The 13,814-nt window shown below is 45.5% G+C and carries 12 protein-coding genes; all 12 read right to left on the bottom strand.

Annotated features, from left to right (window positions below; all coding sequences use genetic code 11):
• Positions 1-415: 415 nt before the first annotated feature.
• Complete coding sequence (gene flgL, locus B5D26_RS12005) at positions 416-1,636, bottom strand: flagellar hook-associated protein FlgL (RefSeq protein WP_078745973.1); 1,221 nt, start codon at positions 1,634-1,636, stop codon at positions 416-418.
• A 12-nt stretch (positions 1,637-1,648) separates the two neighbouring features.
• Complete coding sequence (gene flgK, locus B5D26_RS12000; RefSeq protein WP_078745972.1) at positions 1,649-3,784, bottom strand: flagellar hook-associated protein FlgK; 2,136 nt, start codon at positions 3,782-3,784, stop codon at positions 1,649-1,651.
• A gap of 43 nt (positions 3,785-3,827) precedes the next feature.
• Entirely contained in the window at positions 3,828-4,892 is a 1,065-nt protein-coding gene (flgJ, locus tag B5D26_RS11995; protein WP_078745971.1) for a flagellar assembly peptidoglycan hydrolase FlgJ, read from the bottom strand.
• Between the two features lie 183 nt (positions 4,893-5,075).
• Entirely contained in the window at positions 5,076-6,164 is a 1,089-nt protein-coding gene (locus B5D26_RS11990; protein ID WP_078745970.1) for a flagellar basal body P-ring protein FlgI, read from the bottom strand.
• Positions 6,165-6,189: 25 nt separating this feature from the next.
• Positions 6,190-6,858, bottom strand: coding sequence for a flagellar basal body L-ring protein FlgH (gene flgH, locus B5D26_RS11985; RefSeq protein WP_078745969.1), 669 nt, complete (start codon positions 6,856-6,858; stop codon positions 6,190-6,192).
• A gap of 72 nt (positions 6,859-6,930) precedes the next feature.
• Entirely contained in the window at positions 6,931-7,716 is a 786-nt protein-coding gene (flgG, locus tag B5D26_RS11980) for a flagellar basal-body rod protein FlgG (protein WP_078745968.1), read from the bottom strand.
• A gap of 52 nt (positions 7,717-7,768) precedes the next feature.
• Positions 7,769-8,509, bottom strand: a complete 741-nt coding sequence (locus B5D26_RS11975) for a flagellar basal body rod protein FlgF (RefSeq protein ID WP_078745974.1) — start codon at positions 8,507-8,509, stop codon at positions 7,769-7,771.
• A 124-nt stretch (positions 8,510-8,633) separates the two neighbouring features.
• On the bottom strand, positions 8,634-10,823 hold the full coding sequence (locus B5D26_RS11970) for a flagellar hook-basal body complex protein (protein WP_078745967.1): 2,190 nt from the start codon (positions 10,821-10,823) through the stop codon (positions 8,634-8,636).
• 23 nt (positions 10,824-10,846) lie between these two features.
• Complete coding sequence (locus tag B5D26_RS11965; RefSeq protein ID WP_078745966.1) at positions 10,847-11,551, bottom strand: flagellar hook assembly protein FlgD; 705 nt, start codon at positions 11,549-11,551, stop codon at positions 10,847-10,849.
• 18 nt (positions 11,552-11,569) lie between these two features.
• Positions 11,570-12,022 (bottom strand): flagellar basal body rod protein FlgC, encoded by a 453-nt coding sequence (flgC, locus tag B5D26_RS11960; RefSeq protein WP_078745965.1) that lies wholly within the window; start codon positions 12,020-12,022, stop codon positions 11,570-11,572.
• A 2-nt stretch (positions 12,023-12,024) separates the two neighbouring features.
• Entirely contained in the window at positions 12,025-12,426 is a 402-nt protein-coding gene (gene flgB, locus B5D26_RS11955) for a flagellar basal body rod protein FlgB (protein ID WP_078745964.1), read from the bottom strand.
• A gap of 211 nt (positions 12,427-12,637) precedes the next feature.
• Positions 12,638-13,795 carry an acyl-CoA dehydrogenase family protein gene (locus tag B5D26_RS11950; protein WP_078745963.1) on the bottom strand — a complete coding sequence of 386 codons (1,158 nt, stop codon included), beginning with the start codon at positions 13,793-13,795 and terminating at the stop codon, positions 12,638-12,640.
• Between the last annotated feature and the right edge of the window lie 19 nt (positions 13,796-13,814).

Here is a 13,814-nt window from a genome sequence, read left to right as displayed (position 1 = left end):
ATGGCAAAGCCGTGCAGTGTTTTTCACTTTCAGCGGGTAAACGTCTTGGTTCACACCTGCTGTATTGATTTGTCATCAACACTGCATAATACGTACCAATATTTAAAAGCTGTTATAAATCAGCAAGATAAAAGAAAACCACCATAAGAAATCAAATAATCTAATTAAAGCCTTATCCACTACCGTAACCCGCTTCGGCAAGAACTTGCCCTATAAGCTGAATTGAGAATATTGGATTAATTCGCCTCTCTTAAATCAAAAACACTTAAAAGGCGGCAAGACATTACTTGGTCGCTGTAACACTAAAACAAAGCCGAGGTTGAAAGCGCTGAAAGGCTTCTTAAAGGAGAGACAAAAAAACCAGTGCCATTGCTGACACTGGTTTCAGATAATTAAACAAGCTGTTCTAGCATTATTAACGGATATAGTTGAACAATGACAGCTGAGATATTTTTGAGAAAGTTTGTTGCGAAGCAGACAATGCTGTTTGCTGTAGCACAAAGCGTCCTGTTGCTTCTGCGTAGTCTAAGTCTTCTAGACTTGAGACATTCTCTTTTAGGTACAACTGCAAATCTTCATTATTGCCTTTTATGGTATCCATGCCATTCCGGCGTGTACCTATGGTCGAACGCGCATCAGCAACACTTTCTAGCCATCTGTCAGCTTTTGCAATCACATCATTTAAGGTATCTCTTTGATATTTTTCTTCATCAAAGCCGCTTAATGCCCGCTCAAAACGCTGCATGCCTGTCAGTAAGTCTTCTTTGGCATTATCAAATACCACAGTGAACTTATCCCCAGCCTGAGGTGCAGGAGCAGCAGGTGGCGTTAATGTAATATTGCCACCATCTTGATTAATATAGTCAGCTAGATCTGATAGGTCTGAAGTTCCATTTGAGTTAAAGTCTGTTAGTGACTGTCCATGAGGCGATGTGATTTGCCAGTTTGTACCGTCAAACTCAATATTATACTCACCGATCTTTTCAGCACTTAAAAAGCCTGGGCTGCCCGCGCTAACAATAGTTTCTGTTGAACTATTGTCCTTACCCGCATAACTACGTACACCTGCTGAGCTATCAATATTGGTAAAGACTGAAGTACCTGAAACAAATGGTGATACAAAAGCTGTGTCAGAAATTTGCAGCTTACGCTCAGTGTTATCACCTTGATATAGATAGCTACCATCATTTTGCTGAGCAAATGGTTCTTTTGTCACTTTACTACCGGCAAAAATATAGTTACCCGATTCATCTCGGGTGTTCATCATTTTTGCTAACTGGCCTGTAATCTCTTTAATCTCTAAACCAATGGTTTTTCGACCATCTATACCAATAGCATCACTGTTAGCCTGAATCGCCAACTGGCGCACACGTTGCAAACGATCATGAATATGACCAAGTGTGCTCTCTGTGGTTTGCATACTCTTACGGCTGTAGTCGATATTTTTGCCATACTGAGTAATATCAGCCAATTTGTTCTTGGCGTTAAACGCCATTGAGCTTGCAATAGGGTCATCAGAAGGTGACAACACTCGCTTACCTGATCCCATTTGATTAGAGGTATTCGCCAGCTCTGTTTGCTTTCTCAACATCCCTGTGATGCTGTTATGGCTCATCATTGAAGTGGATAAACGCATGATTTTATCTCCTTACCTTACTGCGGCCAGCAAAGTGTCAAACAGTTGTTTAGCGGTGCTAATCAGTTGTGATGAGGCGTTGTAAGCTTGTTGGAAGCGCACTAAGTTGGCTGCTTCTTCATCTAAGTTCACACCTGACACGCTATCGCGCAGATTTTTGGTTTGAGACAGAATGGCCGCGCCAGACTGTGCTGTAATTTTAGCCTCTGCCGTTGTCGTACCTACCATTTCGGTAGTGTGTGCATAGGCATCTTGATAGCTCATATCACCTTTAAGCGTTGGCTCACCTTGCAACGCTGTTAAACGAAGCGCGTTGCTGTTGTCACCAAAACCGTCTGTATTAAAGTTCACTTTAAAGCTATCACCAACGACAGGATTACCTCCTAGACGGAATTGAATACCCCAGTCAGCAGGCAGCATGTCTTGCTCAACCCCTTGGGTATAAGTTCCCGTATGCAGCACAGTATTTGTGTTAGGGTCACGCACTTCATAAGTTAAAACATCGTTGGTCGCATTAATGGCGGTATAGCTGACCGACAACCCTTGAGGTAAAGACTGGACGCTGCCGCCCTGATACATTTTGAACGTACCATCAAGCTGATCAATAAAAGCGTAGTCGCCTGCAGCTGCGCTATTAGGGCTAAAGGTTGGATCTACTGAGTTAGAGCGGAATGTTTCTGCCGCAACTAAACTACGTAGCTCACCAGAGCCTGTGTTGGCTAGATGTGGTTCAAAGCGTAAAGGTGAAGCAATCGCAAGCTCTTCTGGGCTGGTGATATCTCTCTCTATCTGACCCGCTGCGTAGCGAGCAGGCTGAATCAGAAACTGGTCGCCCTTTGCCACACGCTTTGCTGCATCAGAAGAAAGGTATAGATCAAAACCATCAACCGTGATTTTTAGCTCATCACTCACACCATCGTTTCGGTTCAATTCAGCAAGTGTGACTGTGTTGCTGTAAGTCACCGGTGTGGTATTTTTCTGAAAACGTACAGGGTTACCCTCTGCATCAACAATCGAAAAGGTGTCACCACTGATCGCCTTTAAGACATAATCTTTGTCTGTTAATGCTTTAGTGTCTGTAATTTCTACGCTAAAACGAATATTGGTACTTGGGCTATTATCACGATAAGCGGATACACGCCCCTCCATCAGTTCAAGCTCATTCACATCACGGAAGAAGTCACCGCCGATCTGGTTGTTCAAATCAATGCCCAACTTATGCTGGGCGTTGAAAGTATCACCAATAGTCAGTGCCAAGCGGCCAATTTGGTTTTGGGCATCAGACAGTAGTTTGTCACGAAACTTCAACATACCGCCCAGCTCGCCACCACGGATTAATTTGGTAACATCTTTGTCGCCTTTGACATCGTTAAACACGATGCCAAGTCTCTGGATATCAGAGCTCAGAGGCTCTGCAGAAAGCTCATAGTTTTTGTTGTTAACAACTAGCGGAAAGCCTTCACCGATAAAGACAGAGTAAGTGCCATCAGCAACTTTAGTTAAGCTAACATCCACATACTCACTTAAACTACGCAGCTGCTCATCTCGCGCATCACGCAGGTCATTTGCAGGCAGGCCGTTGCTGCCCTCTGCTTCTATGATTGCAGTGTTAAGCTCTGCAATATTAGAAGAAATACGATTAATTTCAGAAACCGTGCCTTTAAGCTGCACGTTGACACTGGTTTGCATATCATCAAACCGTTCTTGCATCAGGTTAAAACGCTGAGACAGTGCATCACCTTGCGCTAACACCATATTACGCAATGGCATGTTGTTAGGGTCGTCAGCCAAAGATTGCATGGCTGCGAAGAATTCATTCAGCGCATTACCTGGAGAGGAATCAGCATCAGACAGCAAGTTATCAAGCTGTTTGGCATAGCCCAGCATCATCTCACGCTCTTTTGCCAGACTGGTGTCATTACGCAATTGAGTCACCATGAACTCATCTACGATTCGACGAACAGTGTCAGTACGTGCGCCCTGACCAAAGTGACCATTCCCCATTGAGATAGAAGGATTCGTCGCTTGGATAGCGTCTTGGCGGCTATAACCGTCGGTATCAACGTTAGCGATATTGTGGCCGGTTACACCAAGATTGTTTTGGTTAACGCGAACACCTGTGCTACCAATTTTGATCAGTTCTGACATTTTTTGCTCTCCTCTCTCTAAGCATCAGGCTTAACGCCAATCGCTATCCTTGGTTGCCTGAGCTCGACAGCGCCAACTGCATAGTTGGACTGCTGAGAATACGTTGAATTTTCTGGGCATAAGCTGGATCAGTTGCGTATCCAGCATTTTGCAAGCCTTTGGTAAATGCAACAGGGTCTTGTGCCTTATTCAGCGCTTGGGTGTAACGAGGGTTCGACTTTAAAAACGAAGCGTAGTCATTCAGACTTTGTTCGTAATTGTCGTACGCTCGGAAAGCCGCTTTTTCTTTCTTGGCCTCACCACCTCGATACTCTAAGGTTGAAACCACCGCTTTCTCACCCTGCCAACGGCTATCAGCTTTGATGCCGAATAAGTTAAAGCTGTTTTTGCCATCTTCGTTACGAATCATGTAACGTCCCCAGCCTGTTTCCAGTGCTGCTTGCGCTAACATCACTTCAGGCTTAACGCCCAAGGCTTTTGCTGCTTTTTCAGCGGCTGGCAACAAGGTTTGTACAAACTCTTCTGGTGAAGAGAAACCTTGCTCTAACTTTTCAGCTTCGGCTAACGCTTGCCGTTTCTCTGCCCGTTCAGCGGCAAACTTCTCCCGCCACTGCTGCATTACTTCTGGGTCAAATCTTGATGCTGGAAAACGGCTGCCTCGTTGTAGCATCTCCTGTATGGAGGTTGGCGCTACCGCTCTCTTTGTACCCTCAAGATTACCTTCTGTATGACCCTTTACCGTACTTGCCTTTGCACTATCTTCTGCAACATCTATGCCATACTGCTTACTCAATTGACGAACCAATACATCAGCCAAACCAAAGGTGCCACCTTTAGTGATCGACATACTCATCTGCTCATCGAACATTTGCTGATAGAAACGTACTTGTTCGCTGTCAAAAATGCCGTCTTTAGATAACATCTCATTAGATTGACGAGCATTTTTCATAATCATTTGAACCATCATCGCTTCGAACTGACGAGCGACCTCTTTCAGCGCTTCAGGGTCATCGTCACGGGCACCTTTTTTCAAAGACTCAAGCCCCTGTAAATCAGTCGCCACTCGCGCCTGATCATACCTGCCGTTTACCATTGAACTGTTCATCATTATTTGGGTGCCTCGTTTAATCTGTTTTTACTGTTCCCTAAGTTGCATAGTCATAAGTGGGAACGGCAAACAATCCTTAGTGGATTGCTAATTACATTGAGATAAGCAAGATTAATGCCCAAAAACAAAAAAGCGCCCAACGGGCGCTTTCTGTGCGATGAATTTTAGTAGAGAAAAAAGAAACTAGATCACAACCAACTCCGCTTTTAATGCACCTGCTTGCTTTAAGGCTTCTAAGATTGCCATTAAATCGCCAGGTGCAGCACCTACTTGGTTAACAGCCCGTACAATTTCGTCTAAGGTCACGCCAGGCGCAAACTTAAACATCGTAGAATCATCAACCTGAATATCAATGGCCGTGCTTTGCTGAACAGCTGTATCACCGCCTGCTAGAGGATTAGGCTGAACCACTTGCGGCGCTTCTTGGATCGTAACGGTTAAACTACCATGAGTGACCGCAGCTGGCGCAACTCGTACATTTTGCCCAATCACAATAGTGCCTGTGCGTGAGTTAATAATGATTTTGGCCGACTCTTCTCCCGGCTGCACCTCAAGATTCTCTAAAACAGATAAGTAGCTTACACGCTGAGAGGGATCACGCGGCGCACGCACACGAATAGAAACAGCATCATAGGCCTCGGCAATGCCGCCACCTAGCACTTCGTTGATACGCTCGGCAACACGCTTGGCTGTTGTAAAATCAGCTCGGTGCAAATTAAATGTAATACTGTCACCGCCATAAAAGTTATGAGCAACCGTACGTTCAACACTGGCACCGTTAGGAATACGACCAACACTTGGTACGTTAACTTGTACACGCGAACCGTCTGCGCCTTCAGCACCTAAACCACCCACAACCAAGCTACCTTGAGCCACAGCATAAGTGTTGCCATCAGCACCTTTTAACGGTGTCATCAGCAATGTACCACCACGAAGGCTTGATGCATTACCAATCGAAGAAACGGTAATATCAATTTGCTGACCCGGTTTAACAAAGGGTGGCAGCTCTGCATGAACAGTTACCGCTGCGATATTCTTTGACTTAGGATCAACACCCGCTGGCAACGTGATACCGAACTGGTTCATCATGTTGGCAAAAGTTTGGTTGGTGAAAGGTGCTTTGTCACCAGTACCACTTAAACCTACGATCAAGCCATAACCAATTAATTGATTCGAACGTACACCATCAACATTGGTAATATCTTTTAGGCGCTCTGCACTGGCAAAAGTTGACCAAAAAACGGCAACGACTAGTAAAATTCTGCGCAACATACTTTACACTCCTGCGGACAAGCGCCTAAAAAGGCCACCAACCACTGTTGAAGAATCGGGTTAACCAACCTTGACTGGTTGTATCCGCTAGATCACCTGTACCACTGTAAGTTAAACGAGCATCAGCTAACTTGGTAGATAGTGCAGTATTCTCTGGTGAAACATCCTCAGGGCGTAACAAACCACTCACTCGAATCACTTCAGAGCCATTGGTTAGGTTCAGCCACTTTTCACCTTTTACAAACATCAAACCATTAGGGTAAAGCTGATGCACAGTTACTGTGATGCTGCCTTGTAAGCTATTACTTTGCCCTGTTGAACCTTTACCAGAAAATGCAGTGTCATTTTCAATAGAAGTCTCTAAATTAAATGGCTGCTGCCCCAAAATAGTAGGGTTAGCTATGGTCGCTGAGTTTGACTTTGACAGCGCCGCATTAGTCGACTTTTTCGACTTTGTGGTTTCCGTCAGCATGATGGTGATCACGTCACCTACTCGGTAAGCTTTACGATCACCATACAGCGTCATACTGTAATTCTGTTGATACAGTGAACCATTTGCTGCAGGTGGCGGTGCAATATGGCTAGGCTGCACCGGAGCATAAAAAGGGTCATCCGGTTTAACCATTGATTCTTTCTGACATCCCGCCAATGCCAAAAATAGTCCCAAAACCATAACGCGTTTAAACTGCAACATAATCTGTTCCTACCCTATCGCAGTTAAGCCTAAGCAGGCTTAACTTAGATGAAGTTCAAATTAAATCAAGACTTAAAGTGTCTGCGTCAAGTTACGCAACATAGAGTCTGCTGTGGACACAACCTTCGAGTTCATCTCATACGCACGCTGAGTTGAAATCATATTCACCAACTCTTCTACCGCGTTAACGTTTGAGTTTTCAAGCATACCTTGCTCGGTTGTACCAATACCTTCATTTCCCGGCACATCAACAATCGGCTCACCTGAGGCGCCTGTTTGGCGATACAAGTTACCACCAAAAGATTCTAAACCCGCAGGGTTTACAAAGTCTGCCACTGTGATTTGACCAATTTCATTTTCTGCCGTTTCACCCGGCAAGCGTACCGACACAATACCATCACGACTGATACTGACCGACTGGGCATTCGCTGGCACCTGAATTTCCGGCTCTAACAAGAAGCCCTGTGCGTTGACGATTTGCCCTTCAGAGTTCAATTGAAACTGACCATTTCGGCTATAAGCCAAAGTACCGTCTGGCATCTGAATTTGGAAAAAACCACGACCATCAATCGCCATATCCAAAGGCTGCTCAGTAACCTGCAAACTGCTATCGGTATGCATTTTTTGCGTGGCAACTGTACGCACACCCGTACCCAGTTGCAAACCGGATGGTAGCTGAGTATTCAAAGATGATTGAGAGCCTGGCTGGCGCACTTGCTGATATAGCAAGTCTTGGAAAATTGCCCGCTCTTTTTTGAAGCCAACGGTACTCACGTTTGCTAAGTTGTTTGAAACAACTCGTAGCTGAGTATCCTGTGCACTCAAACCCGTTTTACTTACCCACAATGCTGCATGCATGATCTTATCCCCTAATACCTATCATTATTCGACTGACTCAAGGCGCTAGCGATTAGCCCATACGCATAATGGAAGCTGCTGCGGCTGAGTTTTCATCAATGGTTTTCATCATTTTGGTTTGCATTTCGTACTGACGTGTTAACGACAAAATGTGTATCAGCTCTTCTGCGCCATTCACATTACTGGCTTCTAAAAAGCCTGACTCAACCCGCACATTGGCATCCGCAGGTGCAGGCTGGCCATCTCGCAAACGCATCAAGCCATCTAAACTCTTTTCTAAAGTGGCTTTTTCAGGGTTAACCAACTTAATTCGGTCAACTTGTGCCAGCTCATTCGGTGCAGCGCCTAAAGGCTGAACCGTGATGACGCCGTCAACACCGATTTCAACATGTGCCGCTGGTGGAATAACAATAGGGCCGCCCTCGCCCATCACAGCTAAACCTTTGCCGGTTCTTAATACACCGTTGGCATCCATTAACAGCTCTCCCGATCGGGTATAAGCTTCATCACCTGTCGGCGACTGAACCGCAATCCAGCCATCGCCCTGAATGGCAATATCCAGAGAGCGGCCTGTTTCAATAAAGGCACCACCATCCATATTAGTAGCGGGGCGCTCACTTAAAGAAAAAGCTCGAGTGGGAAAGGATTCGCCAAAAACAGGCATCGCACGAGCCTGTTCATAATCAGCTTTAAAACCCGTGGTATTAGCATTCGCCAAGTTATTGGCACGAGCCGTTTGCGCCAGCATGTTATTTTTGGCGCCGGTCATCGCGATATAAAGCGCTTTATCCATAATATTGACCTCAATTTGCCTTAAGCAGGTTTCCGGTTGCCGCTTTTTCACGACAAAACGGAAAAGGGCTTGCATCTACCTAAGTAAATGCAAGCCCTATGCCAAAACAAAAAATAGTCAATAATTATCGTAGATTAATGATCGTTTGAGTGACTGTATCTGCGGTTTGAATAGTCTTAGCGTTCGCTTGATAATCACGCTGCGCCAGAATCATTTTCACAAGCTCTTGAGACAAGTCGACGTTCGAATCCTCTAAAGCTTTAGACTGGATATTACCAGCCACACTCACACCTGGTGCATTCACAACAGGGTCGCCTGAATCATTTGATTGACGCCATGCTGTACCACCAATTGGCGTTAAGCCCTGCTCATTACGGAAGGTCGCAATAGCCACTTGACCAACTAGGCGCGTGGTGCCGTTAGTGTAACGGGCATTCATTACACCTGTTTTATCAACGTCAATACCTGCTAGCTCACCTGTAGCATAACCATCTTGCTTCAGTGCTGTTGCACCAAATGCACCAGCAAACTGAGTAGTGCCTGCTAAGTCAATTGTAAACTCTTGTGGATCTTTAGAACCGTTCTGGTTCAAACCAGTATCCCGTGGCGTCCAATCTTTAATGGTAATTTTCGGCAGAGGCTCTGCTAAAGCACCAAACTCTGTAAAGTTGAAAGAGAAGTAATCAGGGCTATTAGTATTGCCATCCGTTACGCGCTCACCATCAACAAAGGCGTGCATCTGCCAGCGGTTATCAGAGCTTTCAGATTCTAAAGCAGACAAAGTATCCACAACGGCAGACGCACTGACCGCACCGCCTTCGTCATAGTTCACTGTCAGCTCATTCAAGGCATCTAATGCCAATTTATAAGTGCCTTGCTCTTCTGCAGTTGGATTCGGATTAATGAAGAAGTCTGAATTATTATCCCATAAGGTACTGGTCGCAGCTGGCATTACAGTGCCATTCATCAACGCGGTTAATGCCGACTTCATATCCGCCACAAAAGCTTCCACATCCGCAGGGCCACCTGTAAAGCCAGCAGGGTCTACATTATTGGCTTTAATTGATTCTTTTAGTGGATCTGTAACAGTAGCTGCATTCAACAGTTTGCTTCTGGCAATACCAGATATTGCATCAATATTGCCATAGGCAATATTCTTACCACTAAGAGATGAACTGCCCTCAAGAGCCGCGATAGCGCCGTCGAATACCTCCTTGTCAGCACCACCAACAGAGTTTGATGTCAGGCTTGGCAGGTAGTCTGTGAGTGAATCATAAGCCGCTTGGTAATACTCTTTAGTACGTCCAGATTCAGAGCTGATTAAGTTTTTCAGTGTATCGTGAATGTTCTGTAACTGAGCCGCTCGCTGAGCATCTGTAGCACTTAAATCATCGTAGTCAGCATTGGCAATAGGGTCATTTGTTGCCGCATTGCCATCTGTGTCGCCATATACTGATGTGTTAAAAGAACCACTACCATCAGCGTTCACGGTCACACCATTAAAGCCGCCTTTACTTAAGATCGCTGTAATGTCGCTATCAAGTGTCAGCGCTGCATTCTGGTTGGAATCACCAACAAAGCCTTTGCCACCTTGCGTATCGTCTAGCACATTATTGCCAAAGCGAGCAAAACCAATCATCGCTTGTAAGGCGCGAGATTGATCACCGTACTCTGGCTGATAAGGTGGTTGCTTAACAAAATACTGTGTCAGCGTATGCGAGTTACCTAGCGAATCATAAATAACCGCTGGGTAAAGATGAGTGTATGTATCTGAGTCATTTTCATCAAACACATAATTACTTGGTGGCTCTTTGCGCGAATCCAAATTAAATGAAATATCAACAGCAGAGGTCGCTTTAGGCTCAATATTCGCCACAGGAATATAAAGATCACTAATGGCACCAACTTGAATAGAATCACCGTTCACGGATGCCGGAAAACCTTGTACTCGATTACCTTCATTGGTAACAACGTAACCACTTTTATCCATGCCAAAAGTACCAGCACGGGTATAAGTATCCATGCCGTTATTTTTAACAATGAAGAAACCGTTGCCATCAATCGCCATATCAAGGCTATTTTGCGTAAACGAAGTGCCGCCTTGGGTAAATTGCTGCGAAATATCAGCAACTTTTACCCCGTGACCGGGCTGAGCCTGACCAGACATTAAGCCACCCTTGGCATAGATATCCGCAAACTCAACCCGAGATTGTTTAAAGCCAACAGTACTGGCGTTTGCCACGTTGTTACCGATTGTTTCAAGGCTTCTATTTGCCGCTTGCAGACCTGAAACACCTACGCTAAATGCTGCCATTATCTATCTCCTTGAAACCTTAATCAGTGAAACTCTTGTACATCAGCTAAGCCGATAGAACCGTGACCGGCTAGATTTAATGTAATCTGACCACCTGTCCCCATTGTCACGCTATCAACATTGACGTTAACACTTGAAGCTAAGCCTGTTGCGTTACCATTAACCGCCGCAGAGGCTGAAATAGAGTAAGTACCTGCTGCTGCTGGCTGCCCCTGCGCATCTAGCCCATTCCACTCGAAAGGTACTTTTCCTGCAGGATAGCGGCCATCAGAAGTCTGATAGTCACTCAAATCCAACGTCTTAACGACTTGCCCTGTCGAATCTAAAATATGCGCCACAACATCACGGCTGCCTTCAGGCAAAGACAGGGAGCCCGACATACCCTCACCTTCTTTAGCCATAGCGGCACTGCCTTCAATTTGAACTTTGCGCCCAACCAAAGCTGAGGCTTGCAGTGCTTGACTCGACTTAAACGAGTTCACCAGGCTGTCATTTGACTGATTAAGGTTTTGAATACCTTCAACCATAGAAAACTGCGCCATCTGCGCGATAAATTCAGTATTACCTTGTGGACTAATTGGGTCTTGGTTTTTAAGCTGTGCCATCATCAACTCTAAAAACTCTGTTTTACCCATTGCGCCTGGGTCACTGGTCGCTTTGGCCGTTGCCTTCTTAGCATCAACGCCATACTTAGCCCAAAAGTCACCGCTAGTATTAATATCTGTCATGATCTGCCACCTCGCCTATTACTGACCCAACGTCAATACACGCTGCATCATCTGCTTAGCGGTATTCATGACTTCAACGTTAGTCTGAAATGAACGTGAAGCAGACAACATATCTGTCATCTCTTCCACGACGTTCACATTCGGGTAAAACACATAGCCTTCTTCATTTGCCATTGGGTGATCAGGCTGGTAACGGCGCTGTAACGGCGCATCACTCTCAACAATACCCAGCACCTGAACACCTTCGCCCGCGGTATCACGTGGGTCAAAGCTGGTTACAGGGGTGCCCGGCTCGCCTGACTTATAGTTCTCTAGCATAGGTGCAAATACCGCCTTACGTGCTCGGTAGGTTTGATCCACACTACTGCTCACACTTTCAGCATTTGCCATGTTACTGGCGGTGGTGTTCAAACGCAGGGTTTGAGCACTCATACCACTACCAGCGATATTAAAAACTTTACCCAATGACATAATTATTCACTCCTCAGCGCTTTAGTTAGACCTTTGAACTTGCTGTTCAAAAAGGTAAAACTAGACTGAAATTCAAGAGCGTTACGGGCATATTGTGCCTGCTCAATATCGGTTTCGACGGTATTGCCATCAATGGAAGGTTGTAATGGCACTCGATACTTCAAGCCACTTTCCATGCTGACAGCTTCTGCCGGAATATGCCGATGGCTGGTACGATTCAATTCCATACGATCACGTTTCTCATACTCACCACGTAAGATCCCCTGAAAATCCAGATCACGAGCTTTAAAACCCGGTGTATCTGAGTTTGCGATATTGTTCGCCAATATCTCTGAACGCTGACTGCGAACATTTAAGGCCTCAGGATGAATACCTAGTGCATTTTTGAAACTGATTGCGGTCATGATCTGCCCCACCATTAACTTTAGACTTATATATACAAAATACATGCCAATATAAAAAAGCCTTTAAAATCAAGGTAGATAGAAACATGAGATCTAGATAAAAAGCTCAAGCGGAAGGGGATTGCCGCTTTTACCAAGGCTTTCGTTTAGGCATAAAAAAAGCGCTGCAAAAGCAGCGCCAAAGTCTATCAGGCACAATAGAGGAAAACGTTTAGTCCAGTTCGCGCAAAATCTCACGGGCGATGATCACACGTTGAATTTCGCTAGTACCTTCATAAATAGAAGTCACACGTACATCGCGCGCAAAACGCTCTAGCGGATACTCCTTCACATAACCATTACCACCCATCAGCTGTAATGCGCTGTAACAGGCGGTGTTAGCTTTTTCAGAGGCGTAAAGCTTTGCCATTGAAGCTTCTTTGGCAAAAGGTAAACCTTGTTCTTTTTTCCAAGCAGCATTCATCAGCAGTAAGCGCGCAGCTTCAAGCTCAGTGTAATGGTCTGCCATCATCCACTGTAAACCTTGGAAGTTCGATAACGGCTGATTAAACTGCTGACGCTCTTTGGTGTAACGCGCAGCATAGTCCATTGCAGCACTACCAATACCCAGTGCCAATGAACCAATACCAATGCGGCCACCAGCCAGCTCGGCAACTGCGATACGGAAGCCATCGTTCAGCTTGCCCATTACCGCTGAATCCGGCACTCGGCAGTTATCAAACAGTACTTCATTGGTGGCAGAGGCTTTTTGCCCCATTTTATCTTCGGCCTTGCTGATTTTAACGCCAGGATTATCAGCATCCACTAAGAAGCAGCTAATGCCTTTACCTTTAGGTGCATTTTTATCAGTTACAGCCCAAACCACAAAAACACCAGCGTATTCTGCACTGCTGATCCACTGCTTCGCACCATTGATGATCCAGTCATCACCGTCACGAACCGCGCTGGTACGCATAGCAGAGGGATCTGAGCCTGCGTTCGCTTCACTCAAACAGAAGCTACCTGCGGCATATTCACCACTGCAAATTTTTGGAATATATTTCTGGCGCTGTGCTTCGTTGCCAACCACCTGAATCACTTCCGCCACCATATTGGTGACTGACATGGTGACAGCAGTAGAGGCACAAGCACGGGCAATTTCAGTCATTGCTAAGCTGAAGGCTACGACACCTGCTTCGGTGCCACCATACTCTGCTTTTACGTTTAACCCCATAAAACCCAACTCAGCGAGTTTTTTGAGGTTCTCTAATAGGATTTCTCGACCACCAGTGTGATCAAGTTCAGCGGCAACAGGCTCTAATTCAGTTTGGGCGAACTTACGCGCCATATCCTGAATCATCTGTTGTTCTTCGGTCAGTGCCATATGCATTGTTGATATCCTCAAGAAC

The organism is Oceanospirillum multiglobuliferum (genome assembly GCF_900167095.1).
Taxonomy (GTDB): domain Bacteria; phylum Pseudomonadota; class Gammaproteobacteria; order Pseudomonadales; family Halomonadaceae; genus Oceanospirillum; species Oceanospirillum multiglobuliferum.
The sequence above is the reverse complement of the archived record's forward strand: the minus strand, read 5'-3'. Positions and strand labels throughout refer to the sequence as shown.